This window comes from Duganella aceris (assembly GCF_011090165.1).
Taxonomy (GTDB): domain Bacteria; phylum Pseudomonadota; class Gammaproteobacteria; order Burkholderiales; family Burkholderiaceae_D; genus Rugamonas; species Rugamonas aceris.
Genome location: NZ_JAADJT010000010.1, coordinates 277,466 through 300,871, shown reverse-complemented (window position 1 = coordinate 300,871; position 23,406 = coordinate 277,466). Strand labels below are relative to the sequence as shown.

At 65.8% G+C, this 23,406-nt stretch carries 24 protein-coding genes; 14 read left to right on the top strand and 10 right to left on the bottom strand.

What is annotated here, in order from left to right:
• Positions 1-50 precede the first annotated feature (50 nt).
• Both mnmA and GW587_RS22325 read right to left on the bottom strand, forming a co-directional pair.
• Positions 51-1,157 carry a tRNA 2-thiouridine(34) synthase MnmA gene (gene mnmA / locus GW587_RS22330; RefSeq protein WP_166106802.1) on the bottom strand — a complete coding sequence of 369 codons (1,107 nt, stop codon included), beginning with the start codon at positions 1,155-1,157 and terminating at the stop codon, positions 51-53.
• Positions 1,158-1,169: 12 nt separating this feature from the next.
• A complete protein-coding gene (locus tag GW587_RS22325) occupies positions 1,170-1,667 on the bottom strand; it encodes an NUDIX hydrolase (RefSeq protein ID WP_166106801.1) in 498 nt (165 codons plus the stop codon).
• Between the two features lie 244 nt (positions 1,668-1,911).
• On the opposite strand from GW587_RS22325, the gene GW587_RS22320 reads away from it, so the two are divergent.
• From GW587_RS22320 to GW587_RS22305, 4 genes are all read left to right on the top strand, one after another.
• Positions 1,912-3,024: a Re/Si-specific NAD(P)(+) transhydrogenase subunit alpha gene (locus GW587_RS22320; protein WP_166106800.1), complete on the top strand. Its 1,113-nt coding sequence runs from the start codon at positions 1,912-1,914 to the stop codon at positions 3,022-3,024.
• Between the two features lie 15 nt (positions 3,025-3,039).
• On the top strand, positions 3,040-3,354 hold the full coding sequence (locus GW587_RS22315; RefSeq protein WP_166106799.1) for an NAD(P) transhydrogenase subunit alpha part 2: 315 nt from the start codon (positions 3,040-3,042) through the stop codon (positions 3,352-3,354).
• Positions 3,351-4,820 carry an NAD(P)(+) transhydrogenase (Re/Si-specific) subunit beta gene (locus tag GW587_RS22310; RefSeq protein ID WP_166106798.1) on the top strand — a complete coding sequence of 490 codons (1,470 nt, stop codon included), beginning with the start codon at positions 3,351-3,353 and terminating at the stop codon, positions 4,818-4,820. Before GW587_RS22315 ends, GW587_RS22310 begins: the two co-directional genes overlap by 4 nt.
• Before the next feature lie 98 nt (positions 4,821-4,918).
• Entirely contained in the window at positions 4,919-5,683 is a 765-nt protein-coding gene (locus GW587_RS22305) for an SDR family oxidoreductase (protein ID WP_166106797.1), read from the top strand.
• Here GW587_RS22305 and GW587_RS22300 read toward each other — a convergent pair.
• The 5 genes from GW587_RS22300 to GW587_RS22280 all read right to left on the bottom strand — a co-directional run bounded on the left by GW587_RS22300 (position 5,680) and on the right by GW587_RS22280 (position 10,727).
• A complete protein-coding gene (locus tag GW587_RS22300) occupies positions 5,680-6,294 on the bottom strand; it encodes a hypothetical protein (RefSeq protein ID WP_166106796.1) in 615 nt (204 codons plus the stop codon). The genes GW587_RS22305 and GW587_RS22300 overlap by 4 nt on opposite strands.
• A gap of 165 nt (positions 6,295-6,459) precedes the next feature.
• Complete coding sequence (locus GW587_RS22295; protein ID WP_166106795.1) at positions 6,460-7,599, bottom strand: UbiH/UbiF/VisC/COQ6 family ubiquinone biosynthesis hydroxylase; 1,140 nt, start codon at positions 7,597-7,599, stop codon at positions 6,460-6,462.
• The gene (gene pepP / locus GW587_RS22290) at positions 7,596-8,930 is read right to left on the bottom strand and encodes a Xaa-Pro aminopeptidase (protein ID WP_166106794.1); all 1,335 of its coding nucleotides are present in this window, start codon (positions 8,928-8,930) and stop codon (positions 7,596-7,598) included. The genes GW587_RS22295 and pepP overlap by 4 nt, the downstream gene beginning before the upstream one ends.
• Positions 8,930-9,664 carry an N-acetylmuramate alpha-1-phosphate uridylyltransferase MurU gene (murU, locus tag GW587_RS22285; RefSeq protein ID WP_166106793.1) on the bottom strand — a complete coding sequence of 245 codons (735 nt, stop codon included), beginning with the start codon at positions 9,662-9,664 and terminating at the stop codon, positions 8,930-8,932. The genes pepP and murU overlap by 1 nt, the downstream gene beginning before the upstream one ends.
• Before the next feature lie 7 nt (positions 9,665-9,671).
• Positions 9,672-10,727: an aminoglycoside phosphotransferase family protein gene (locus GW587_RS22280; protein ID WP_166106792.1), complete on the bottom strand. Its 1,056-nt coding sequence runs from the start codon at positions 10,725-10,727 to the stop codon at positions 9,672-9,674.
• Between the two features lie 108 nt (positions 10,728-10,835).
• On the opposite strand from GW587_RS22280, the gene GW587_RS22275 reads away from it, so the two are divergent.
• The 4 genes from GW587_RS22275 to rsmA all read left to right on the top strand — a co-directional run bounded on the left by GW587_RS22275 (position 10,836) and on the right by rsmA (position 16,534).
• Positions 10,836-13,112 carry an LPS-assembly protein LptD gene (locus GW587_RS22275; protein WP_166106791.1) on the top strand — a complete coding sequence of 759 codons (2,277 nt, stop codon included), beginning with the start codon at positions 10,836-10,838 and terminating at the stop codon, positions 13,110-13,112.
• A 92-nt stretch (positions 13,113-13,204) separates the two neighbouring features.
• On the top strand, positions 13,205-14,659 hold the full coding sequence (locus GW587_RS22270) for a peptidylprolyl isomerase (protein ID WP_166106836.1): 1,455 nt from the start codon (positions 13,205-13,207) through the stop codon (positions 14,657-14,659).
• A gap of 18 nt (positions 14,660-14,677) precedes the next feature.
• Entirely contained in the window at positions 14,678-15,754 is a 1,077-nt protein-coding gene (pdxA, locus tag GW587_RS22265) for a 4-hydroxythreonine-4-phosphate dehydrogenase PdxA (RefSeq protein ID WP_166106790.1), read from the top strand.
• A gap of 12 nt (positions 15,755-15,766) precedes the next feature.
• The gene (gene rsmA / locus GW587_RS22260) at positions 15,767-16,534 is read left to right on the top strand and encodes a 16S rRNA (adenine(1518)-N(6)/adenine(1519)-N(6))-dimethyltransferase RsmA (RefSeq protein WP_166106789.1); all 768 of its coding nucleotides are present in this window, start codon (positions 15,767-15,769) and stop codon (positions 16,532-16,534) included.
• A 255-nt stretch (positions 16,535-16,789) separates the two neighbouring features.
• Here the strand turns inward: rsmA and GW587_RS22255 are convergent, their stop codons facing one another.
• Together GW587_RS22255 and GW587_RS22250 are read right to left on the bottom strand one after the other, a co-directional pair.
• Positions 16,790-17,413 carry a hypothetical protein gene (locus GW587_RS22255; protein WP_166106788.1) on the bottom strand — a complete coding sequence of 208 codons (624 nt, stop codon included), beginning with the start codon at positions 17,411-17,413 and terminating at the stop codon, positions 16,790-16,792.
• Positions 17,414-17,471: 58 nt separating this feature from the next.
• Complete coding sequence (locus GW587_RS22250; RefSeq protein ID WP_166106787.1) at positions 17,472-18,083, bottom strand: hypothetical protein; 612 nt, start codon at positions 18,081-18,083, stop codon at positions 17,472-17,474.
• Between the two features lie 205 nt (positions 18,084-18,288).
• On the opposite strand from GW587_RS22250, the gene GW587_RS22245 reads away from it, so the two are divergent.
• Together GW587_RS22245 and hrcA are read left to right on the top strand one after the other, a co-directional pair.
• Entirely contained in the window at positions 18,289-18,996 is a 708-nt protein-coding gene (locus GW587_RS22245) for an HAD family hydrolase (RefSeq protein ID WP_166106786.1), read from the top strand.
• A gap of 77 nt (positions 18,997-19,073) precedes the next feature.
• Positions 19,074-20,099: a heat-inducible transcriptional repressor HrcA gene (gene hrcA, locus GW587_RS22240; RefSeq protein WP_166106785.1), complete on the top strand. Its 1,026-nt coding sequence runs from the start codon at positions 19,074-19,076 to the stop codon at positions 20,097-20,099.
• A gap of 70 nt (positions 20,100-20,169) precedes the next feature.
• Here hrcA and fur read toward each other — a convergent pair whose 3' ends face one another.
• Positions 20,170-20,598: a ferric iron uptake transcriptional regulator gene (gene fur, locus GW587_RS22235; protein WP_008452832.1), complete on the bottom strand. Its 429-nt coding sequence runs from the start codon at positions 20,596-20,598 to the stop codon at positions 20,170-20,172.
• A gap of 235 nt (positions 20,599-20,833) precedes the next feature.
• Here fur and GW587_RS22230 point away from each other — a divergent pair, with 235 nt between their 5' ends.
• The 4 genes from GW587_RS22230 to GW587_RS22215 are packed head-to-tail and all read left to right on the top strand — an operon-like array spanning position 20,834 to position 23,405.
• Positions 20,834-21,472: an outer membrane protein assembly factor BamE gene (locus tag GW587_RS22230; RefSeq protein WP_166106784.1), complete on the top strand. Its 639-nt coding sequence runs from the start codon at positions 20,834-20,836 to the stop codon at positions 21,470-21,472.
• Positions 21,473-21,485: 13 nt separating this feature from the next.
• Positions 21,486-22,289 carry a 4-hydroxy-tetrahydrodipicolinate reductase gene (gene dapB / locus GW587_RS22225; protein WP_166106783.1) on the top strand — a complete coding sequence of 268 codons (804 nt, stop codon included), beginning with the start codon at positions 21,486-21,488 and terminating at the stop codon, positions 22,287-22,289.
• Positions 22,289-22,960 carry a MotA/TolQ/ExbB proton channel family protein gene (locus GW587_RS22220; RefSeq protein WP_166106782.1) on the top strand — a complete coding sequence of 224 codons (672 nt, stop codon included), beginning with the start codon at positions 22,289-22,291 and terminating at the stop codon, positions 22,958-22,960. The genes dapB and GW587_RS22220 overlap by 1 nt, the downstream gene beginning before the upstream one ends.
• Before the next feature lie 19 nt (positions 22,961-22,979).
• Positions 22,980-23,405 carry an ExbD/TolR family protein gene (locus tag GW587_RS22215; RefSeq protein ID WP_166106781.1) on the top strand — a complete coding sequence of 142 codons (426 nt, stop codon included), beginning with the start codon at positions 22,980-22,982 and terminating at the stop codon, positions 23,403-23,405.
• Position 23,406 lies beyond the last annotated feature (1 nt).

The following is a 23,406-nucleotide window of genomic DNA, read 5'->3' as shown; positions in this document are numbered from 1 at the left end:
ACCCCGTACGGGGTCCGACCCCAGTATCCGGTGTGCGGAGGAAAGGCGTGTCAGGCGATGAAGGTGGAACTGTCGATGATGCCCCCGCCTAAACACACGTCGCCGTCGTACAGCACCGCCGACTGGCCCGGCGTCACCGCCCATTGCGCCTCCATGAACTTCAGCGCGAAATCGGAATCGCCTTCCGGCGCGATCTCGCACGCCACGTCGGCCTGGCGGTAGCGGGTCTTGGCGGCCATCGGGCGCGCTGACGGCGCTTCGCCGGCGATCCAGCTGGCCTGGTCGGCGCGCAGCGTCGACGACAGCAGCCACGGATGTTCGTGGCCCTGCACGATGTACAGCGTGTTCTCGGCCACGTCCTTCTTCGCCACATACCAGGCGTCGCTGCTGCCGTCCGGATTCTTGTACGCCTTCATGCCGCCGACGCCGATGCCCTTGCGCTGGCCCAGCGTGTAGAACGACAGGCCGACGTGCTCGCCCACCACCTTGCCGTCCGGCGTCTTCATCGGACCCGGCTTGTACGACAGGTAGCGGTTCAAAAATTCGCGGAACGGGCGCTCGCCGATGAAGCAGATGCCGGTCGAATCCTTCTTGGCGGCGTTCGGCAGCGCGAGTCGCTCGGCGATCTTGCGCACTTCGGTCTTGGGGATTTCGCCCAGCGGGAACAGGGTCTTCGACAACTGCGCCTGGTTCAGGCGGTGCAGGAAGTAGCTCTGGTCCTTGGTGTGGTCGACCGCCTTCAGCAGTTCGAACTTGTCGCCGCTCTGGCGCACGCGCGCGTAGTGGCCGGTGGCGATCAGGTCGGCGCCGAGGTGCATCGCGTGATCCAGAAACGCCTTGAACTTGATCTCGGCGTTGCACAGCACGTCCGGGTTGGGCGTGCGGCCGGCCTGGTATTCGCGCAGGAAGTCGGCGAACACGCGGTCCTTGTATTCGCTGGCGAAGTTGACCGCCTCGATGTCGACGCCGATGACGTCGGCCACGCTGGCGGCGTCGATCCAGTCCTGCCGCGTCGAGCAGTATTCGGAATCGTCGTCGTCTTCCCAGTTCTTCATGAACAGGCCGACCACGTCGTAGCCCTGTTCCTTCAGCATCCACGCCGCGACCGAGGAATCCACCCCGCCCGACATCCCGATCACGACTTTTTTCTTGCCCATCACATTTCCTATCTATCCATTGGCGGTGCTCACCGCCTCCTTGAAGACGGAAGCGTGTGTTTGTATCAGTTCCAGCGGCGCGCGCCGGCCTTCCAGGTATTCGTCCACGCATTGCAGCACGGTCGGGCTGCGGTGACGGTCGGCACATGCGGCCAATTCGTCGCGCGTCAACCACATGGTGCGCAAAATACCTTCATCCAGCGGCCGGTCGTGCTGCGCGCCGGGCACGCCGCAGAAGGTGAAGCGCAGGTAGGTCACTTCCTCGCCGGTGCGGTTGGAGGTGTAGCGCGACATATACATGCCCACCAGCGCGGTCGGCGTGAAGTCGTACGCGGTTTCTTCCAGCGTTTCGCGGATCACGGCTTGTTCCAGCGATTCGTGCGGGTCCAGGTGGCCGGCGGGCTGGTTGATGCGGATGCCGTCGCTGGTTTCTTCTTCGATCAGCAAAAACTTGCCATCCTTCTCGACGATGGCGGCAACAGTAACAGAGGGTTTCCAGATACGCGGCATGAGTCATCCTTGAAAGAGCCGACATTTTAGCCTGTTCCAGCCATTTGGTTTGAAAACCGGCAAGACTGTATTGCGCTGGCGCAGCACTTTAGACGGCAATTGATGATAAATAGTAATAATTGTAATGATAAAACCGCTGTTTATTGATAAATAAGTATTCCGTATGATGGACCCAACGAGGGGGCTTCCACGCCCGGCTTTCCGTGTTAGATTCTAGTCAGTTTATTAATCTTTGGAGACACCCATGAGAATAAGCGTACCGGCCGAGACACGGCCGGGTGAGACCCGGGTGGCGGCGACGCCCGAAACCGTCAAGAAGCTGGCGGCCAAGCACGAGCTGCTGGTGCAGTCTGGCGCCGGGCTGCCGGCCTCGGTCACCGACGAGGCCTATGTGGCGGCCGGGGCGCGCATCGTCGCGGCGGCCGAGGCCTGGGGCGCCGACGTGATCCTGAAGGTGCGCGCGCCGAACGCCGAGGAACGGGCGCAGATCAAGCCGGGCACCGTGGTGATCGGCATGCTCAATCCGTTCGACGCCGACAACAACGCGGCGATGGCGGCGGCGGGCCTGCAGGCGTTCGCGCTGGAGGCGGTGCCGCGCATCACGCGGGCGCAGTCGATGGACGTGTTGTCGTCGCAGGCCAACATCGCCGGCTACAAGGCGGTGCTGGTGGCGGCCAACACCTACCAGCGCTTCATGCCGATGCTGATGACGGCGGCCGGCACGGTCAAGGCGGCGCGGGTGTTGATCATGGGTGTCGGCGTGGCGGGCCTGCAGGCGATCGCCACCGCCAAGCGGCTGGGCGCGGTGATCGAGGCGTCCGACGTGCGGCCGCCGGTCAAGGAGCAGGTGGAGTCGCTGGGCGCGAAGTTCATCGACGTGCCCTTCATCACCGACGAGGAAAAGGAGATCGCGCAGGGCGTGGGCGGCTACGCGCGGCCGATGCCGGCCGACTGGATGCGGCGTCAGGCGGAGCTGGTGCACGAACGCGCCAAGCTGGCCGACATCATCATCACCACCGCGCTGATTCCGGGCCGTCCGGCGCCGGTGCTGATCTCCGAGGAGACCGTGAAGGCGATGAAGCCCGGTTCGGTGATCGTCGACCTGGCGGTGTCGCAGGGCGGCAACTGCCCGTTGTCGGAGCTGAATAAAACCGTGGTCAAGCACGGCGTGCACATCGTCGGCGAGCCGGATCTGGCGACCCTGGTGGCGGCCGACGCGTCGGCGCTGTACGCGCGCAACGTGCTGGACTTCCTCAAGCTGATCATCGACAAGGAAGACAAGCTGGTGATCGACCGCGAAGATGAAATCATCAAGGCCACGCTGCTGTGCACCGGCGGCGAGCTCTTAAGAAAATAAAAAGGAGAACCCATCATGGAAGTCAGCCACACCATCATCAATCTCATCATCTTCGTGCTGGCCATTTACGTCGGCTACCACGTGGTCTGGACCGTCACGCCGGCGCTGCATACGCCGCTGATGGCGGTCACCAACGCCATCTCGGCGATCATCATCGTCGGCGCCATGCTGGCCGCTTCGCTGACCGAGGGCCTGATCGGCCAGGTCATGGGGACGGTGGCGGTGGCGCTGGCCGCCGTCAACGTGTTCGGCGGGTTCCTGGTCACGCAGCGCATGCTGGAGATGTTCAGGAAAAAAGAGCCCAAGGTGAAGAAGGGAGATCACGCATGAACTTCATCTCCATGAACCTGGTGACGATGATGTATCTCATCGCATCGGTATGCTTCATCCAGGCGCTGAAAGGGCTGTCGTCGCCGGGCACGGCGCGCACCGGCAATGCCTTCGGCATGTCCGGCATGGCGATCGCGTTCGTCACCACCATCGCGCTGATCCTGAAGTTGCGGGCGGAAGCCACGGCGGCCGGCACCGCCGGCGGCATGGGGCTGGCGCTGGTGGCGGTCGGCGTGATCGTCGGCGGCGGCATCGGCGCGGTGCTGGCCAAGAAGGTCGAGATGACCAAGATGCCGGAGCTGGTGGCGGCGATGCACTCGCTGATCGGTCTGGCGGCGGTGTGCATCGCGGTGGCGGCGGTGTCGGAGCCGCATGCGTTCGGCATCGCGGCGGTCGGCGAGGCGCTGCCGTTCGGGAATCGCATCGAGCTGTTCATCGGCACCTTCGTCGGCGCGATCACGTTCTCGGGCTCGGTGATCGCCTTCGGCAAGCTGTCGGGCAAGTACAAGTTTCGCCTGTTCCAGGGCGCGCCGGTCAGCTTCGCCGGGCAGCACATGCTGAACCTGGCGCTGGCCATCGTCATGGTCGGCCTGGGGCTGGCGTTCTGCTTCGCCGGCGGCACCGAGCCGGCATGGACGCCGTTCCTGATCATGACCGCGATCGCCTTTGTGCTGGGCGTGTTGATCATCATCCCGATCGGCGGCGCCGACATGCCGGTGGTGGTGTCGATGCTGAACTCCTACTCCGGCTGGGCTGCGGCGGGCATCGGCTTCTCGCTGAACAATGCGATGCTGATCATCGCCGGTTCGCTGGTCGGTTCGTCCGGCGCGATCCTGTCGTACATCATGTGCAAGGCGATGAACCGTTCGTTCTTCAATGTGATCCTGGGCGGCTTCGGCGGCGCGCCGGCGGAGGCGGGCGGCGGCGGGGCCAAGGAACAGCGTCCGGTCAAATCCGGTTCGGCCGACGATGCGGCGTTCATCATGGCCAATGCGGAAAGCGTGATCATCGTGCCGGGCTACGGCCTGGCGGTGGCGCGCGCGCAGCACTCGCTCAAGGAGCTGGTCGAGAAGCTGACCCACAAGGGCGTCAGCGTCAAGTATGCGATCCATCCGGTGGCGGGGCGCATGCCGGGCCATATGAACGTGTTGCTGGCGGAGGCCGAGGTGCCGTACGACCAGGTGTTCGAGATGGAGGATATCAACGGTGAATTCGGCCAGACCGACGTGGTGCTGATCCTCGGCGCCAACGACGTGGTCAATCCGGCCGCCAAGGATCCGAAGTCGCCGATCGCCGGCATGCCGATCCTGGAGGCGTACAAGGCCAAGAGCATCATCGTCAACAAGCGGTCGATGGCTTCCGGCTATGCGGGCCTGGACAATGAGCTGTTCTACCAGGCGAACACCATGATGGTGTTCGGCGATGCCAAGAAGGTCATCGAGGACATGGTCAAGGCGGTGGAGTGATTCATCATTTGTGAATGTTGTCTTTGGTTTTGGCCGATTGATGGTCGGGTGAGTGAAGCATAAGATGGCTTCACTCACCCACCTCAAGGAGCTTCACCATGAACCGTCTGCAAAACAAAGTAGCTATCGTCACTGGCGCATCTTCCGGCATCGGCCGCGCCACCGCCAAGTTGTTCGCCGCCGAGGGCGCGAAGGTTGTCGTCGCGGCGCGCCGTCAGGCGGAGCTGGATTCGCTGGTCGCCGAGATCAAGGCCGACGGCGGCAGCGCCATCGCGCTGGCCGGCGATGTCACTTCGGAAGCCTTTAATGCGGTGTTGGTCGCGGCCGCCGTGGCTACCTTTGGCCGTCTGGACATCGCTTACAACAACGCCGGTACGCTGGGCGAAATGGGCGAGACCACCGGTGTTTCGGAGCAGGGCTGGAACGATACCCTCGCCGCCAACCTGACCAGCGCTTTCCTCGGCGCCAAGCATCAGGTGCCGGAAATGATCAAGCAGGGTGGCGGTTCGGTGATCTTCACGTCGACTTTCGTCGGGTATAGCTTCGCTTTCCCGGGTGTGGCGGCTTACGCGGCCAGCAAGGCCGGCTTGATCGGCTTAACGCAGGCGCTGGCGGCGGAATACGGTCCGCAAGGCGTGCGCGTGAACGCGGTGCTGCCGGGCGCGGTCGACACGGCGATGTATCGCGATATGAACGATACGCCGGAGTCGACTTCGTTCATCACCAATCTGCATGCGCTGAAACGCGTCGCGCAGCCGGAGGAACTGGCGCGTTCGGTGCTGTATCTGGCTTCGGACGATTCGTCCTTCGTTACCGGCACCGCGTCGCTGGTCGATGGCGGGGCGTCGATCACGCGTACTTAATACGCGACGTCTTCCAGGCGGCAGCGAAATTTGCGCCGCTCTGGGAGATCCCAGCCGGGATCAAAATCGGTTTTGCAGCGCGGCGCCGGGGTTGGTGCCGGGGCCGGTGGCGCTTCAGCCGCCGCCGGGGTGGCGACGGGCATGGCTGCGGGCGCGGTTGGAATAGGCGTGTTCGCGGTCGTGCGTTCCTGTTTCGCCTGCTCTCTTCGGAGCACGTCGGCCATTGTGTAGCGCTTGTCGCCGGGACGGCGCACGGACAGGTCGAACCAGGCGTTGCGGGCGGTGCGCGCGAAGAAGCGCGCGAATTCGTTTGGCGAGACTGATCGTCCTTGATGCATGATCTTGTCGCCCTCTACGCGCGCGTAGTTGTGTTCGCCGTAGCTCCATGATCGCAGGATCGTGCCTTCAGGGAGGAACAGCGACTTCCATTGATAGCCGCGCAGCTTGGCCGGATCGGCGCCCGGCGACAGCGCGGCTTTTGCATCAAGCCAGAATTCGAGCGCGGTATTGATCGCTTCGGAGAGGTCGTGTGCGCCGCCTTCGAGGCGCTGCTGTTCGACCAGCCGGAGTAGGGACGTGGGGGAGAGCTGCACGCTCAGTGTGGTAAACATTCTTTTTTCTCCTCTCTTTTCTTCGCTTTTCCTCTCTTTAGATCGCAAATATGCGAGGAAGTTCAAAAAGAGAGGAAAAGCGATGAAAAGCGAGGAAAAGAGAGCTCGAAAGAGAGGGTTTACCACAGGGACTTGCGCACTACCCCCGGGGTAGATATCCTCAAGTCAACGGCGGCCGAACATCATCAGTTCGGCCAGCACGCTGCGGGCCGGGGCGACCATGTCGATCGCGGCCAGCGACAGGCCGAGCAGCGCCTGTGCCGGCGAGTCGTTGGCGAAGATGCGCGCCATGGTGTCGGTCAGCCGCACCGTCATACCGCGATCCTGCGCGCGCAGGGCGGTGAATTGCGCCAGCATGGCCGGCGTCGCGCCTTGCGCCAGCAGGCGCGCCAGCACGGTGGCGTCGCGCAGGCCGAGGTTCAGGCCCTGGCCCGCCACCGGGTGCAAGGTTTGCGCGGCGTTGCCGATGGCGACCGTGCGCGCGCTGCCGCGTGGATCGGCGTTGAGTCCCAACGGGAAGGCCAGGCGCGGCGTGGCGTGCGTGAAGCGGCCGACGCGCTCGCCGAACGCTGCGCCCAGTTCGCGCAGGAAGGCCGCGTCGTCCAGCGTCTGCAGATGCGCCGCCGTATCTGGGCGCACGCACCACACCAGCGAATACTCCTCGCCCTGCGGCAGCAGCGCCAGCGGGCCCTGTTCGGTGAAACGCTCGAAGGCGCGGTGCGCGAGGGCGCGGCTGCTGCGCACCTGCGCGATGATCGCTGTCTGTTGATAGTCGCGGCGCTGCGCCTTGCTTTCCTGGTCGCCGAACAAACCGCCTTCGGCCTGCACCACGACGGCGGCGTTCAGCGCGCGCGGCTGCTCGCCGCCGATGGTCAGCACGACGCTGTCGCCGGATTCGTCGAGCGCCTCGACGCGCGCCGGCCGCAGCGTGGCGATGCCGGCGCGTTCGCACACCGCGCCCAGCGCCGTCACCAGATCGCCGTAGCGCAGCACATAGCCCAGCGCCGGCAAGCGATGCTCGTCGCGCGTGATCAGGCTGCGGCCGAACTGGCCGCGCCGCGAGACGTGGATTTCATGGATGGCGGTCGCCGCCACCGGCCAGGCGCCGATTTCTTCCAGTATCTGCCGGCTGCCCCACGACAGCGCGATCGAGCGCGGATCCTTGCTTGCTTGCGCCAGCGTTTTTGCGTCGAGCAGCGCGATGCGCGCGGCGGGCACGCCGCGTTTGGCCAGCAGCGCGGCCAGCGCCATGCCGGCCGGCCCGGCGCCGCAGATGGCGACGTCGTAGGTGGTAACTTCCGTCATTGTTTGGTCGATTGCATCAGTTGTTCGATATCGGCCACGGTCCTGGGCGCGCTGCTCAGGATGGCGTGGCCGTCGGCGGTGATCAGCACATCGTCCTCGATGCGGATGCCGGTGTTCCAGTATTCCTCGGGCACGCCGTCGGCCGGACGCACGTAGATGCCCGGCTCCACCGTCACCACCATGCCCGGCTTCAGCGCGCGCGAAGGCTTGCCGGCGGCGGCGGTGTCGCGGTACTGGCCGACGTCGTGCACGTCCATGCCGAGCCAGTGGCCGGTGCCGTGCATGTAGAACTGCAGGTGGCGCTTGTCGGCGATGACGTCGGCCACGCCGCCGTGCTTGTCCTTGTCGAGCAGGCCGAGGTCGAGCATGCCCTGCGCCAGCACCTGCACCGCCGCTTCGTGCGCGCCGGCGTAGGGCAGGCCGGGCGCGATGGCTTTCAGCGCCGCCGCCTGCGCCGACAGCACCAGTTGATACAGGCGCTTTTGCGGTTCGCTGAAGCGGCCGTTGACCGGCCAGGTGCGGGTGATGTCGGAGGCGTAGCCGTCGAATTCGCAGCCGGCGTCGATCAGTATCAGATCGCCGTCGCGGCTTTGCGCGTTGTTGGCGCTGTAGTGCAGCACGCAGGCGTTGGCGCCCGCCGCGACGATGGAGTTGTAGGCCGGCGCCTGCGCGCCGTTGCGGCGGAATTCGTACAGCAGTTCCGCTTCCAGCTCGTATTCGAACATCCCGGGCCGCGCGGCGCGCATGGCGCGCGCATGCGCCTGCGACGAGATGTCGCAAGCGCGCCGCATCAAGGCCTGCTCGGCGTCGTCCTTGAGCAGGCGCATTTCATCCAGCAGCGGCAGCAGGTCGATCGCCGCCGCCGGCGCGGTGACGCCGGTGCGCGCCATGCGCCGCACGCTGTCGAACCAGATCTTGACCTGGGCGTCGAGCGCGGCGTTGCTGCCCAGCGCGTAGTACAGCGCCGGCGCGTCGGCCAGCAGCTTGCCGATCTCGCCGTCCAGGTCTTCGATGGCGTGGGCCGCGTCGAAGCCGAAGGCGGCGCGCGCGCCTTCCGGGCCGTGGCGGAAGCCTTCCCAGATTTCGCGTTCCTTGTTTTTCTGGCGGCAGAACAGGATGGCGCGCGCCGGCATGTCGCCGCGCGCCGCCACCAGCACCAGCGTGCTGTCCGGTTCCGTGAAGCCGGTCAGGTAATAGAAGTAGCTGTCGTGCCGGTACAGGTAGTCGCTGTCGCCGTTGCGCGCCACTTCCGGCGCGGTCGACAGCACCGCCACCGCGCCCGGCGGCATGTGCGCCAGCAGGCGCGCGCGCCGCGAGGCGTAGCCGTTCATCACCGCACGCCTTTGGCCGCCGCCAGGCGCGTCGCCGGCGGCGCGTTCAGCGCTTCCAGCTGCCGCACGGTGCCGAGGTTGTGCCATTCGCCCTGGTAGACTTCGCCGCCGACCTGGCGCCGGTCGGCGTAGGCGCGGATCAGCGGCCCCAGCTTGGCGTGCTGGCCCGGCGCGATGCCGTCGAACATTTCGGGACGGTAGACGCCGATGTTGCCGAAGGTCCATTTCGGCGCGCCGTCGCTGCTGACCGAATACATGGTCAGTCCGAAATCGCCGTCCGGGTGGAAGTCCGGGTTGGGCACCAGGTACAGCCAGCAGACGTCGCGCTGGTCGGCCGGGTAGGGATTGCCCCACATGTCCTTGTCGTGCAACACGTCCTTGACCTGCTCGAAGTCGAAGTAGGGGATGTAGATGTCGCCCGACACCGCGACGAACGGCTCCTCGCCCAGCAGATGGCGCGCGGTGGCGATGCCGCCGGCGGTCTCCAGCGCGGTCGCCTCGCGCGAGTACATCAGCCGGGCGCCGAACTGGCCGCCGTCGCCCAGCGCGGCCTCGATCTGGTCGCCCAGGTGGGCGTGGTTGATGACGATGTCGGTGATGCCGGCGCGCACCAGGTTGAGGATGTGCCAGACGATCAGCGGCCGGCCGCGCACTTTGAGCAGCGGCTTGGGCGTGGTGTCGGTCAGGGGACGCATCCGTTCGCCGCGGCCGGCGGCGAAGATCATGGCTTTCATGCGCGCCTCAGAAGGTGTAGCCGACTTGCGGCTGCTTGTCTTCCAGCGCGTCGAGCAGGCGCAGCAATGGCTTCAGATCCTTGTAGCGGCCGGCGGTCTTGCGCACGTAGTCCATCACGGTCGGCAGGTCGTCCAGGTACTGCGCCTTGCCGTCGCGGTAGTGGAGGCGGCAGAACAGGCCGAGGATCTTCAGGTGGCGTTGCAGGCCCATGTACTCGAAGTCCTTGTAGAAGGCGTCGATGTCCTGGTTGACCGGCAGCCCGGCGGACTTGGCGTGCTGCCAGTAGCGGATCGCCCAGTCCAGCACCAGTTCCTCGTCCCACTGCACGTAGGCGTCGCGCAGCAGCGAGGCCAGGTCGTAGGTGACCGGGCCGTACAGCGCGTCCTGGAAGTCCAGCACGCCGGGGTTGCCGGCGTCCATCCACATCAGGTTGCGCGAGTGGAAGTCGCGGTGCACATACACCTGCTGCTGCGCGCACACATTGGCCAGGATCGCCTCGAACACGCCCTGCAGCTCGGCCGACTGCTTGTCGCTCAGCGTGGCGTTCAGGTGCTGGCCGATGTACCACTCGGGGAACAGGTTCATTTCGCGCAGCAGGAAGGCGCGGTCGTATTCGGGCAGCACGTCCGGCTGGCTGCTGGCCTGGAACTTGACCAGCGCCTCCAGCGCCTCGGCGTACATGGTCGAGGCGTTGTCGTGGTCCAGCACCTGCAGGTAGGTGGTCACGCCCAGGTCGGACATCAGCAGGAAGCCGGCCTCGTAATCGGTGGCGACGATGCGCGGCACCGAGACGCCGGCATGCGTGAGCATTTCGTCAACCTTGACAAACGCCAGCACGTTCTCGCGCTCCGGCGGCGCGTCCATGACGATCAGCGTGTCGCCGAGGCTGGCCCGGTGCGCGGGCAGCACGTCGACGCGGAAATAGCGGCGGAAGCTGGCGTCGGCCGAGGCCGGGCGGGCGGTGGTCACATCGACAACATCGAGCGTGGCGAGCCAGGCCGTCAGCAGCGCCAGACGCGGATCGGCGGATGTATCGGAAGTTAAATTCTGTAATAAAGACATAGCAACGAGCCTTGGAAACCGGTGGGAGGTGAAGATTCCCATATAATAAGGGATTCAAATTAAAAAATCGCCTTTCATGGTGCTTCCTCCCTTCTTTTCATGAGTCGCATGCGCTGGCTTCCGGCCCCCCCTTCAAGCACGCAACGCTGGGCGCTTGCCCTGACTGCCATCTTCACTGTTTCGGCAGTGCCCGCCTACGCCCAGGCTCCGCTCAAGCAGCGGCCCCCCAGGGTGGAGGACAAGGACGCCGTCACCACCGTGAAGGCCGAGGACATCGGCGGCCGCCCCGAGCGTGAGGTCACGCTGGAGCGGAACGCCGAACTGATCAAGGACAAGACCCGGATCACCGCCGACACCGCGTGCCTGCGCCAGGTCGAGAACGAGGTCGAGGCCAGCGGCAACGTGAAGATCTGGCGCTTCGGCGACTATTTCACCGGCGACGAGCTGAAATTGAACATGGACAGCGGCCAGGGCTACATGCTCAACCCGACCTACAAGCTGGAAACCAACAGCGGCCAGGGCAAGGCGGAGCGCATCAACTTCGTCAACGAGGACGTGGCGGTGGTGGTCAACGGCACCTACAGCACCTGCCAGGGCTACAACCCGGACTGGTATCTGCGCTCCAGCACGCTGAACCTCGATTCCGGCCGCGACGTCGGCACCGCCGGCACCACCGTCATCTATTTCAAGGACGTGCCGATCCTGGGCACGCCGGCGCTGTCGTTCTCGCTGTCGGGCGCGCGCCGCTCCGGCTGGCTGTCGCCGACGCCCGGCTTCAGCTCGAAGAACGGCGCCGAGCTGGTGGTGCCGTACTACTTCAATATCGCGCCCAACCGCGACCTGACGCTGTACCCGAAGATCATCGGCAGCCGCGGCATCCAGTTCGGCGCCAACGGCCGCTACCTGGGCGAGACCGACGGCGGCCTGTACCGCGGCGAAACCTATCTGGAATACCTGCCGCACGACCGCAAGTACGCCGAGAGCAACCCGGACAAGAGCGCCGACCGCTGGAGCATCAAGTCCAAGCACGAGCAGGACCTGAGCAAGGACTGGTCGTTCGGCTGGAGCGTGCGCGCCGCCTCGGACGACAACTACCCGAGCGACTTTTCCAAGACCGTGTCGAGCTCGACCGAGCGGCAGCTGCTGCGCGAACTGCGCACCGACTACCACGGCGAGTTCTGGACCCTGACCGCGCGGGCGCAGAAGTACCAGGTGCTGCAGGATCCGGAATCGGCGGTCGACGCCTCGCTGTTCGTCACGCGGCCGTACGACCGGCTGCCGGCGATCAACTTCCACGCCGCCCAGTACGACGTGGCCGGCGGCTTCGACTGGGGCTTCGACGGCGAGCTGACGCGCTTCTACCACCCGACGCTGATCAACGGCACCCGCCTGCTGGCGATTCCGCAGCTGAGCTATCCGATCATCGGCGCCAGCTATTTCATCACGCCCAAGGTCATGGTCAACATGGCCAGCTACCAGCTGGACGCGTTCAAGGACGCGTCGGCCGGCCGGGACGACCCGTCGACCAACCTGTCGCGGGTGGTGCCGACCTTCTCGCTCGATTCCGGGCTGGTGTTCGAGCGCGACATCCAGTGGGGCGGCAAGGCCATGACGCAGACGCTGGAACCGCGCCTGTTCTACGTCAACACGCCGTACCGCGACCAGAGCAAGTTCCCGACCTTCGACACCGACGCCGCCACCTTCAACTTCAGCCAGATCTTCAGCGAAAACCGCTTCGTCGGCTCGGACCGCATCGGCGACGCCAACCAGCTGACGGCGGCGCTGGTGTCGCGCTTCCTCGACGCCAACGGCGCCGAAGCGTTGCGGCTGGCGTTCGGCCAGCGCTTCTACTTCCGCGACCAGATGGTGCAGCTGCCGACCACGCCGACCGTGGTCGACGCCCACTCCGACATCCTGCTGGCCGCGACCGGCCGCATCTCCGAGACCTGGTCGTTCGACAGCGCGGTGCAGTACAACCCGAGCCAGAGCCGGGTGGTGTCGCAAAGCTACACCACGCAGTGGGCGCCGGGCGCCAAGAAGGTGTTGAACCTGGGCTACCGCTACCTGCGCAACAGCTTCAAGAACGTCGAGCTGTCGACCCAGTGGCCGATCTTCCAGCGCTGGTACGGCGTCGGCCGGATCAGCTACTCGCTGCAGGACAAGAAGATCCTGGAAAGCCTGGTCGGCCTCGAGTACAACGCCGACTGCTGGGTGTTCCGCACCGGCGGCCAGCGCTTCGTGACCACCTCGACCAAGGCCTCGACCCAGATCTTCTTCCAGCTGGAGCTGAACGGCCTGTCGCACCTGGGCGTCGGCAGTCCGCTGGAGGCGATGAAAAACAGTATTCCCGGTTATCAACGATTGAACGAGGGCTACGCCCGCTAAAGCAAGGCGTCCGCCGCGCGGCACCGGCGGCGGACGTTTTTTGATTTTTTTTACACCTGACTCAAGAGCGTTCTACCATGCGTAATGCCAGTATGTATCAAATGAAAATTCTCGCGGTGCTGTTGTGCACGGCCGCGCTGAGCGGTTGCAGCCTGTTCTCGTCGAAAAAGAAAGCGGAGCCGGTCGCGGCCACCGCCCCCGCCGCCAGCGCGAGCGCCAACGCCAACGCCGGTCCGGCGGCCGCCGCCAAGCCGAAGGCCGACGGCGCCGGCTTCCTGCCGCCGGGCGAGAGCGGCAACGTCGCCATCGACTCGATCGTGGTGGTGGTCAACGACGACGTCATCACCCAGCGCGAGCTGGCCAACCGCATCAAGACCGTCACCGCCCGCATGAAGGCGCAGAACGTGGCGATGCCGGAGGCGGCCGACCTGCGGCGCCAGCTGCTCGAACGCATGATCGTCGAGCGCTCGCAGCTGCAGATGGCCAAGGAAATGGGCGTGCGCGTCGACGACCTGCAACTGGACCGCGCCATCGCCCGCATCGCCGAGGCGCAAAAGCTCAGCGTGCAGGACTTGCGCAACCAGATGGAAAAGGACGGCACGCCGTTCGCCTCGTTCCGCGAAGAAATCCGCGAAGAAATCATCATGCAGCGCCTGCGCGAGCACGAGGTGGACGCCAAGCTGCAGATCTCCGAAGCCGAGGTGGACAGTTTCATGGCGGCCGAGAAGGCCGCCGCCGCCGAACAGTTCGAGGTCAACATCTCGCAGATCATGGTGCGCATTCCGGACAACGCCACCGCCGAAGTGATCGCCCAGCGCCGCGCGCGCGCCGAGGAAGTGATGCGCCAGCTGCGCACCGGCGCCGACTTCGCCAAGATGGCCGGCACCTATTCCGACTCCAGCGACGCGCTGCAGGGCGGCGTGATCGGCTGGCGCCAGCCGGAGCGGCTGCCGCCGGTGTTCGCCGAGGCGCTGGCCAAGCTCAAGGCCGGGCAGGTGACGCCGATCATCAAGAGCACCGGCGCGTTCCACATCCTGAAGGTGGTGGACCGGCGCAGCCTGGCCGAGGCGCAGGCGGTGGCCGCGGTGCAGCAGACCCACGCGCGCCACATCCTGATCAAGGTGACGCCGACCATGAGCGCGGCCGACGCCAAGCGCAAGCTGCTGGAGCTGAAGGAACGGCTGGACAACAACGCCGCCAAGTTCGAGGACCTGGCGCGGCTGGTGTCGACCGACGGCGCGGCCGCCAAGGGCGGCGACCTGGGCTGGCTGTATCCGGGCGACACCATGCCGGAATTCGAGGCGGCGATGAACAACCTGAAGATCGGCGAAGTGAGCCAGCCGGTGGAAACCAGCTTCGGCATCCACCTGATCGAAGTACTGGAGCGCAAGAGCGACGACGTCTCGAAAGAGCGCGAGCGCAACAACGCGCGCCAGGCGATCCGCGAGCGCAAGCTGGAAGAGGCCGGCGAAAGCTGGCAGCGGGAGATCCGCGACCGCGCCTACGTCGAGTACCGCGTCGAAGGCGACGGCAACGTCGGCAAATAAGCGCATCGGGGAGCACGCATGAGCGCCTATCCAACCACACGGCGCCCGGGAGTGCGCCCCGCCATCGCGGTCACGGTCGGCGAGCCGGCCGGCATCGGCCCGGAAATCTCGCTGCGCGCCGCCTGGGCCTGCCGCGACACGGTCAACTGCGTGCTGCTGGGCGACGCCGCCTTCCTGGCGATGACGGCCGACGCGGTCGATCCCGCCATCCGCTTGTCGGCGCTGTCGCTGCAGGCGGTGCGCCACGGCGGCCTGCCGCACTTCGGGCCGGGCCGGCTCAGCGTGATCGACGTGCCGCTGGCGGCGCACGTGGTGCCGGGCGTGCTGGACCCGGAGAACGGCCGCAGCGTGCTGGCCACGCTGGATGCCGCGCTGGAAGGCGTGCGCGCCGGCTGGTTCGAAGCGGTGGTCACCGCGCCGCTGCAAAAGAGCACCATCAACGACGCCGGCGTCAAGTTCTCCGGCCACACCGAATATTTCGCCGAACGGAGCGGCACGCCGCAGGTGGTGATGATGCTGGCCGGCCAGCCGGGCTCCCCGCCGGGGGCGCCGCCGCTGCGCGTCGCGCTGGCCAGCACCCATCTGGCGCTGAAGGACGTGGCGGCCGCGATCAGCGTTGACGGGCTGGCGCGGGTGCTGGACATCATCGACCACGACCTGAAGACCAAGTTCGGCATCGCCGCGCCGCGCATCCTGTTGTGCGGCCTGAACCCGCACGCCGGCGAGGGCGGCTACCTGGGGCGCGAAGACATCGACGTCATCGCCCCGGCGATCGCCGCCGCCCGCGCGCGCGGCATCGACGCGCGCGGCCCGTATCCGGCCGACACGCTGTTCCAGCCCAAATACCTGCAGCACGCCGACTGCGTGCTGGCGATGTACCACGACCAGGGCTTGCCGGTGCTGAAGTACGCCACGTTCGGCCAGGGCGTCAACATCACGCTGGGGCTGCCGCTGATCCGCACCTCGGTCGACCACGGCACCGCGCTCGACCTGGCGGCACAAGGCTTCGGCCTGGCCGACCGCGGCAGCATGGACGCCGCGATCGCCACCGCCGTCGCCATGGCCGACGCCGTGGCGGCCTCCACCACCTCTTAACATAAGAACACCATGAAACACGTCGCCCGCAAACGCTTCGGCCAAAATTTTTTACACGATAAATACGTGCTCGCCAGCATCACCGAGGCGATCGCCCCGGCGCCGGACGACACGCTGGTCGAGATCGGCCCCGGCCTGGGGGCGATGACCGAACAGTTGCTGCGCACGCTGAAGATGATGCACGTGGTCGAGCTGGACCGCGACCTGGTGGCGCGGCTGGAAAAGACCTACAACCCGGCCAAGCTGACCATCCACGCCGGCGACGCGCTGAAGTTCGACTTCGGCGCCATCCCGGTGTCGGCCGGACAAAAACTGCGCATCGTCGGCAACCTGCCGTACAACATCTCCAGTCCGCTGCTGTTCCACCTGGCGACGTTCGCGCCGCAGGTGCAGGACCAGCATTTCATGCTGCAGAAGGAAGTGGTCGAGCGGATGGTGGCGCCGCCGGGCAGCAAGACTTACGGCCGGCTGTCGGTGATGCTGCAATGGCGCTACGACATGACGCTGCTGTTCGTGGTGCCGCCGGAAGCGTTCGACCCGCCGCCGAAGGTGGAGTCGGCGATCGTGCGCATGATCCCGGTGGCCCAGCCGCTGGCGTGCGACGGCCCGACGCTGGAGGCGGTGGTGTTGAAGGCGTTCTCGCAGCGGCGCAAGGTGATCCGCAACTGCCTGGCCGGGATGTTCACCGAGGCGCAGATCGTCGCCGCCGGCATCGACCCGACCGACCGTCCCGAGATGGTCGGCCTGGCCCAGTACGTCGCGCTGGCCAACCTGCTCTAAAACAGCGGTGTCAGTGCCGACATTCGGACACGAGTTCAGCCGTAGCGTGCGCTACGGCTGAACTCGTGTCCGAATGTCGGCACTGACACCGGTTTTTTTTTAGGCAAAAAAAAGCCCGCTGGTGAAAGCGGGCTAAATCCAATTCTCTTGCAAGAAGTGGAGGAGACAAGTGCAGTATGCTGCGTCGCGGCATATAACGCTACTTTATTTTTCAAATATCAATTATTACGATATCGAATATCTCCCCGGCGCCGCTTACGGTGTCGGGACGCAGGTCAGGATCAGGTTGCTGACCGCCGCCTCGTGCATCACGCCGGTGCCGTTGGCGACGGTGCAGGTCAGGCCGTTCGCCACGTCCGGCTTGACCACGGTCACGCCGTAGGACTGGCCGTCCGCCACTTGCGTGCCGAACACGAAGTCGCCGGCGCCGAGGGTGCCGCTGGCGCTGCTGATCGTCACCGCGCCGCCGGTACTGCCGTTGAGCAGGGTCACGGTGCGCGCGGTACCGTCGGCCGCCGCCGTCAGGCCGGTGAACAGGCCGCCCAGCGTGTAGGTGTTCTGGTTGCACACCACCTGCGCCTGGATGGTGACGGTGTGGCCGGCCGAACCGCTGCCGCCGCCGATCTGGCAATTCATGTGCGCCGGATCGGTCTTGACGGTGATGTTGTAGGTGGTGCCGTAGTCGATCTGCTGCGGGAAGGTGAAGCTGGTGGCGCCGGCCGGCACGCTGACGGTGTCGTTGCCGTTGGCCAGCACCAGGCCGGAATTCCTCAGGTTGTCGACCGTGCCCTGCAGCGTGAACTGCGCCTTGCCGCCGCAAGCGGCCAGCGTGGCCGCCAGGATCAGCGCCACACCGGCGCCTGCATACGATAATTTCATGTATTTCTCCAAAAATTGAGCGCCGCGCCCTCCCGCTGGAGGCGCGCGGCGCCGGCGATTAGTTGTTTTTGCAGTTCACTACCAGGCCCAGCGCGTCCGAACCGGGCATCACGCCCGGATTGTTCTTGGGATCGATGGTGCAGGTCTGGCCTTGCGGCTGCACCAGCACCGTGGCGCCGAACTGCGAGCCGTCGGCCACCTTGGACGGGAAGGTGAACGAGACGTCGGCGTTGGCGACGGCCGGCGGCAGCACGGCGACGGTGTCGGAACCGTTGGCCAGCGCCAGGCCGGTGCCGCGCAGGCCGGTGATGTTGCCGCCCAGCGTCCACGGATTGGCGGTGCAGGTGATGGTGATGCGGTAGGAGGTGTAGACGTTGGCGGTGCCGCTGTTTTCGGTGGCTTCGCACTTGGCGCCGATCGGCTGGCTGGCGATGGTGATGTTGAATTTCTCGTCGACCGCCACCAGCTTGGTGAACACGAAGGCGGTGGTGCCGGCCGTGATCGGCAGCTTTTCGCCGTTCGACTCGTTCTGCAGCACCAGGCCGGACTTGCCCACGCCGTTGCCGGTGATGACGCCCTGCAGCGCCAGGTCGCCGCCGCCGCCGCCGCAGGCGCTCAGAATGACGGCACACAGCAGGGCGAGGCCCGAACGCAGATACAAACTTTTCATAAAAATCTCTCTCCAAATCGAATAGGGCCGGCGGCACGCACGGGTGCAGCATCTTACACGGTGTGGGCCGTATTTTAGTGCATTTAGTAACGCGGGGCCGCCAATGGATGTAACAGCTTGTGTCGCCGGGGCGGATACAGCGCGCGTCGCCGGCCGGGGCGATCGGTGCGACAATACGCCGACGCCCACTCTGAGACCGACCGCCATGACGCCACGCCGCCCGCTTGCCCTGCTGTTCGACCTCGACGACACCCTGTGGCCGATCGGCCCGGTGATCGCGGCGGCGGAGCTCAGCTGGCACGCCTGGCTGGCCGAACGCGCCCCGCGGGTGGCGGCCGCGTTCAGCATCGCCGAATTGCGCGCGCGCCGCCTGGCGCTGCTGGAACACCGGCCGGAGCTGGTGGCCGATCTGTACCAGCTGCGCCGCGTCGCGCTGCAGCACGTGTTCGCCGAGACCGGCGAGGATCCGGCCGCGATCGATGGCGCGATGGCGCATTTCAATGTGCTGCGCAACGCCGTCACGCCGTATCCCGACGTGCTGCCGGTGCTGCCGCTGCTGCAGGGGATGTTGCGGCTGGGCGTGATCACCAACGGCAACGCCGACCTGGAGGTGATCGGCCTGCACCACCATTTCGAGTATGCGCTGGCCTCGGCCCGGTTCGGCCGCGCCAAGCCGGACCCGGCGATCTTCCTGGCCGCCTGCGACGCGATGGGGGTGGCGCCGCGGGACGCGGTGTACGTCGGCGACGACCTGCGGCTGGACGTGCAGGGCGCCCAGGGCGCCGGCCTGCGCGCGGTGTGGATGAACCGCGCCGGCGGCGACGCCCACCTGGCGGCGGGGGTGACGCCGGACGCGATCTGCAGCGGTTTCGACCAGCTTCTGGCCTGGGTAAGGGAACAGATGCGGCATTGACGCCACGCGGCGGCCCCCGTCCGGCGCGGAGCGTGCATAATAAGCGGACCTTCACACCGGCCATCATAAAGACAGCAATGCAACTCGACACTCGCGCCCAAACCCTGCTCAAAGCCCTGGTGGAACGCTATATCGCGGACGGCCAGCCGGTAGGCTCGCGCGCGCTCTCCAAGATTTCCGGCCTCGACCTGTCGCCCGCCACCATCCGCAACATCATGGCCGACCTGGAGGAGCTGGGCTACGTCGCCAGCCCGCACACCTCGGCCGGACGGGTGCCGACGCCGCGCGGCTACCGCATCTTCGTCGACACCTTGCTGACGGTGCAGCACCTCGACGAGCACTCGGTCGAATCGCGCATGCGGCTGCAGGCGCCGCAGCCGCAGAAGATGATCGCCAACGCGGCGCAGATGCTGTCGTCGCTGTCGCAGTTCGCCGGCGTGGTGCTCAGTCCGCGGCGCGAATCGGTGTTCCAGCAGATCGAATTCCTGCGGCTGGGCGAAAAACGCATTTTGCTGGTGATCGTCGGCCCGACCGGCGACGTGCAAAACCGGCTGCTGCTGACCGACGTCGACTACAGCCCGACCCAGCTGATCCAGTCGGCCAACTACATCAACCAGAACTACGGCGGGCTGGCGTTCGACGAGGTGCACACGCGGTTGCAGAACGAAGTGCGGCAGTTGCGCGACGACATGGGCCGGCTGATGCAGGCGGCGGTGGAGGCGGGCAGCGAGGCGATGGCGGACAATTCGGAGGACATGGTGATCTCCGGCGAGCGCAACCTGCTGTCGGTCAGCGATTTGTCGTCCAACATGACGTCGCTGCGGCAGATGTTCGACATGTTCGAGCAGAAGACCGGGCTGATGCAGTTGCTCGACGTGTCGAGCAAGGCCAGCGGGGTGCAGATCTACATCGGCGGCGAATCGAGCCTGGTGCCGATGGACGAGATGAGCGTGGTCACCGCGCCGTACATGGCCAACGGCAAGATCGTCGGCACGCTGGGGGTGATCGGCCCGACGCGGATGGCGTATGAGCGGGTGATACCGATCGTCGATATCACCGCCAAACTGTTATCGAACGCGCTGAGCCATGGGGGTCAAGTCTGACATTCGTACACGGGCTCTTCCGTAGCGAACGTTACGGTAGAGCCCGTGTACGAATGTCAGACTTGACCCCCTACGGACGGTGCGGGCAGGCGGTCTTGGTGCAGTTGCCGTAGATCGCCAGCGCGTGCTCGGCGATCTTGAAGCCGCGCTCCTTGGCCACCAGCTGCTGGCGGCTCTCGATCTCCTCGTCGAAGAACTCTTCCACCCGGCCGCAATCCAGACACACCAGGTGGTCGTGGTGCGACCCCTCGTTCAGCTCGAAGATGGCCTTGCCGGTCTCGAAATGGTTGCGGTTCAGCAGGCCGGCCTGCTCGAACTGGGTCAGCACCCGGTAGACGGTGGCCAGGCCCACATCCATATTGTCGGCCAGCAGGATCTTGTAAACATCCTCGGCGGTCAGGTGGCGCACTTCGCTATTCTGGAAGATGTCCAGGATTTTGAGGCGTGGCAGCGTGGCTTTCAGGCCGCTGGCCTTCAGATCGGTCGGATTGTTACCCATGTTGGAGACTCTTTGTGTGGTTGGCGATAGCTAGCCCACAGTTTAACGCACTCCGGCAGGCGCCGCACCTCCTATTCGCCGCGCCCGGCCGCGTCCGGCTTTGCAATGTTTTACATTTGTGCTTTGTAAAACAAGGACATAAGCGCGGTTTTACGGGATAATGCCCTGCTTCGCACCGCGTGCTTTATGATATAGCGTTTTTCGGCATTTCCGCTCGACCAGATTGAGGACACTTATGCGCTTCACCCAGGCTTTATCGCAGTCTTTGCTGCACCGTCACACCTCCGCAGCGGCCGTCGCGTGCATCGCGCTGGCGCTGGGCGGCTGTGCCTCCAATACCACGCTGGGCGAGAAATCGAACCAGGTGAAGGAAACCGGTGTCACGCTGGACGCCAGCAAAGGCGCGCAAACCACCACCATCACCCCGCTGCAGAAGTTCATGTGGTTCTTCTCGCCGTATCGCCCGGACATCCAGCAAGGTAACTTCGTTTCCGAGGAAATGTTGTCCCAATTGAAAGTCGGCATGACGCGCGAGCAGGTGCGCTTCATCTTCGGCACCGCGCTGCTGGCCGATCCGTTCCACGGCAACCGCTGGGACTACGCGTTCCGCATGGCCAAGGGCAACGGCGAAATCACCACCAGCCGCGTGATCGTGTTCTTCGACGCCGACGGCAAAGTGGCGCGCTGGGAAGGCGGCAACCTGCCGACCGAAAAAGAATACATCGCCCGCATCGCCGGTCCGGCGCCCAAGCTGAAGAAAAACCCGGACGCGCCCGACGCCAAGCCGGTGGGCAACACCGCGCCGCTGCCGGCCGGTAACGACAACGCCGCCGCGTCCCCGGTGGGCGTCTCGGTGGGCACGGAAAAGAAATAACAAGGAACCACGCATGACCGAACTGAACATCGCCATCGCCGGCGCCGGCGGCCGCATGGGCCGCATCCTGATCGAAGCGGTGCGGGACGCCGCCGACGCGCGCCTGTCCGGCGCCCTCGACCGCGCCGGCAACGAGGCGGCCGACGCCGCCGCCTTCCTCGGCCAGCCGTCCGGCGTGGCGGTGGAGTCGGACCTGGCCACGGGCCTGGCCGGCGCGCACTACCTGATCGACTTCACCCGTCCGGAAGCGACGCTGCAACATCTCGCGTATTGCGCCGAACACGGCATCAAGCTGGTGATCGGCACCACCGGTTTCGACGACGCCGGCAAGGCCGCCATCGTCGCGGCGGCCGAGCGGACCGCGATCGTGTTCTCGCCCAACTTCAGCGTCGGCGTCAACGTCACGATGAAGCTGCTGGAGCAGGCGGCCAAGGCGCTGGCCACCGGCTACGACATCGAAGTGATCGAGGCGCACCACCGCTTCAAGGTCGACGCGCCGTCCGGCACCGCGCTGAAAATGGGCGAAGTGATCGCCGACGCGCTGGGCCGCGACCTGCAGCAATGCGGCGTGTTCGCGCGCGAAGGCGTGACCGGCGAGCGCGATCCGTCGTCGATCGGCTTCGCCACCATCCGCGGCGGCGACATCGTCGGCGACCACACCGTGCTGTTCGCCGGCATCGGCGAGCGCATCGAGATCAGCCACAAATCCAGCAGCCGCGTCACCTACGCCAACGGCGCGCTGCGCGCCTGCCGCTTCCTGGCCGACAAGCCGACCGGCCTGTTCGACATGTACGACGTCCTGGGACTGAACACCTGATGAACCCCATCGCCGCCGACAGCCAGTTCACCCTGTCCCGCTTCTGGGCGCAGGGCGACGGCATCAGCCACGCGGTGGCGTTCGTGCTGCTGGCGATGTCGCTGGTGAGCTGGTTCTTCATCCTGGCCAAGGCCTATGCCGCGTTCCGCATCCGCCGCAGCGCGCCGGCGGTGCAGGCGTTCTGGGAGGCGCCGACGATGCAGGACGGCGTCGCCGCGCTGTCGCTGGCCGACCCGGAACAGATCTATACGCCGCTGGCGCATTCCGGTGCGGCGCAGCTGAAAGCGGCCGAGCGGCCGTCGCTGGGCGGCGAAATGAACCACGCGGCGCAAGTGACGCGGGTGCTGCGGGTGGCGATCCAGGCGTCGACCAACCGCCTCGAAGGCGGCCTGACCCTGCTGGCGTCGATCGGCGCCACCGCGCCCTTCGTCGGCCTGCTGGGCACCGTCTGGGGCATCTACCACGCGCTGGCGAACGTGTCGTCGCACGGCACGGTGCAGATCGACAAAGTGGCCGGCCCGGTGGGCGAGGCGCTGATCATGACCGCCGTCGGGCTGGTGGTGGCGATACCGGCGGTGCTGGCGTATAACGGTTTCAACCGCGTCAACCGGCTCACGCTGGCCGAGCTGGACGCCTTCGCGCACGACCTGCACGCGTATTTAACCAAATAAGTCACTGCCGGGAGCAAGCATGAGCTTTGGCGCATTCAACCACCACCGCAATCCGGGTCCGATGGCCGACATCAACGTCACGCCGATGGTGGACGTGATGCTGGTGCTGCTGGTGATCTTCATCCTCAGCGCGCCGATGTTCACCAGCGCGGTCCAGCTGGAGCTGCCGAAGGCGCAGGCGCAAAGCGCGCCGGCCCAGCCGGCGGCCACGGTCACGCTGTCGATCGACGGCAAGGGCAAGATCTTCTGGAACAACGATCCGGTCGAGCAGAGCGCGCTGGAGGCGCGGCTGATCGACGCGGCCAAGCTGGAGCCGCAGCCGGAACTGCAACTGCGCGCCGACAAGGACACCCGCTACGAAGTGGTGGCGCAGGTGATGGCGGCGGCGCAGGCGAATGGATTAAGCAAATTGGGCTTCGTCACCGACCCCAAGGAGAAAAAATAAT

What these genes read in the sequence shown, in the direction of transcription:
- GW587_RS22250 (WP_166106787.1), bottom strand. Translation starts at nt 18,083, where the DNA reads ATGAAAAGTTTGTATCTGCGTTCGGGCCTCGCCCTGCTGTGTGCCGTC.
- GW587_RS22280 (WP_166106792.1), bottom strand. Translation starts at nt 10,727, where the DNA reads ATGTCTTTATTACAGAATTTAACTTCCGATACATCCGCCGATCCGCGT.
- GW587_RS22215 (WP_166106781.1), top strand. Translation starts at nt 22,980, where the DNA reads ATGAGCTTTGGCGCATTCAACCACCACCGCAATCCGGGTCCGATGGCC.
- GW587_RS22230 (WP_166106784.1), top strand. Translation starts at nt 20,834, where the DNA reads ATGCGCTTCACCCAGGCTTTATCGCAGTCTTTGCTGCACCGTCACACC.
- GW587_RS22245 (WP_166106786.1), top strand. Translation starts at nt 18,289, where the DNA reads ATGACGCCACGCCGCCCGCTTGCCCTGCTGTTCGACCTCGACGACACC.
- GW587_RS22270 (WP_166106836.1), top strand. Translation starts at nt 13,205, where the DNA reads ATGTATCAAATGAAAATTCTCGCGGTGCTGTTGTGCACGGCCGCGCTG.
- GW587_RS22275 (WP_166106791.1), top strand. Translation starts at nt 10,836, where the DNA reads ATGCGCTGGCTTCCGGCCCCCCCTTCAAGCACGCAACGCTGGGCGCTT.
- GW587_RS22310 (WP_166106798.1), top strand. Translation starts at nt 3,351, where the DNA reads ATGAACTTCATCTCCATGAACCTGGTGACGATGATGTATCTCATCGCA.
- GW587_RS22255 (WP_166106788.1), bottom strand. Translation starts at nt 17,413, where the DNA reads ATGAAATTATCGTATGCAGGCGCCGGTGTGGCGCTGATCCTGGCGGCC.
- GW587_RS22325 (WP_166106801.1), bottom strand. Translation starts at nt 1,667, where the DNA reads ATGCCGCGTATCTGGAAACCCTCTGTTACTGTTGCCGCCATCGTCGAG.
- dapB (WP_166106783.1), top strand. Translation starts at nt 21,486, where the DNA reads ATGACCGAACTGAACATCGCCATCGCCGGCGCCGGCGGCCGCATGGGC.
- GW587_RS22315 (WP_166106799.1), top strand. Translation starts at nt 3,040, where the DNA reads ATGGAAGTCAGCCACACCATCATCAATCTCATCATCTTCGTGCTGGCC.
- GW587_RS22220 (WP_166106782.1), top strand. Translation starts at nt 22,289, where the DNA reads ATGAACCCCATCGCCGCCGACAGCCAGTTCACCCTGTCCCGCTTCTGG.
- mnmA (WP_166106802.1), bottom strand. Translation starts at nt 1,157, where the DNA reads ATGGGCAAGAAAAAAGTCGTGATCGGGATGTCGGGCGGGGTGGATTCC.
- GW587_RS22320 (WP_166106800.1), top strand. Translation starts at nt 1,912, where the DNA reads ATGAGAATAAGCGTACCGGCCGAGACACGGCCGGGTGAGACCCGGGTG.
- GW587_RS22305 (WP_166106797.1), top strand. Translation starts at nt 4,919, where the DNA reads ATGAACCGTCTGCAAAACAAAGTAGCTATCGTCACTGGCGCATCTTCC.
- GW587_RS22300 (WP_166106796.1), bottom strand. Translation starts at nt 6,294, where the DNA reads ATGTTTACCACACTGAGCGTGCAGCTCTCCCCCACGTCCCTACTCCGG.
- fur (WP_008452832.1), bottom strand. Translation starts at nt 20,598, where the DNA reads ATGGGTAACAATCCGACCGATCTGAAGGCCAGCGGCCTGAAAGCCACG.
- pepP (WP_166106794.1), bottom strand. Translation starts at nt 8,930, where the DNA reads ATGAACGGCTACGCCTCGCGGCGCGCGCGCCTGCTGGCGCACATGCCG.
- murU (WP_166106793.1), bottom strand. Translation starts at nt 9,664, where the DNA reads ATGAAAGCCATGATCTTCGCCGCCGGCCGCGGCGAACGGATGCGTCCC.
- GW587_RS22295 (WP_166106795.1), bottom strand. Translation starts at nt 7,599, where the DNA reads ATGACGGAAGTTACCACCTACGACGTCGCCATCTGCGGCGCCGGGCCG.
- rsmA (WP_166106789.1), top strand. Translation starts at nt 15,767, where the DNA reads ATGAAACACGTCGCCCGCAAACGCTTCGGCCAAAATTTTTTACACGAT.
- hrcA (WP_166106785.1), top strand. Translation starts at nt 19,074, where the DNA reads ATGCAACTCGACACTCGCGCCCAAACCCTGCTCAAAGCCCTGGTGGAA.
- pdxA (WP_166106790.1), top strand. Translation starts at nt 14,678, where the DNA reads ATGAGCGCCTATCCAACCACACGGCGCCCGGGAGTGCGCCCCGCCATC.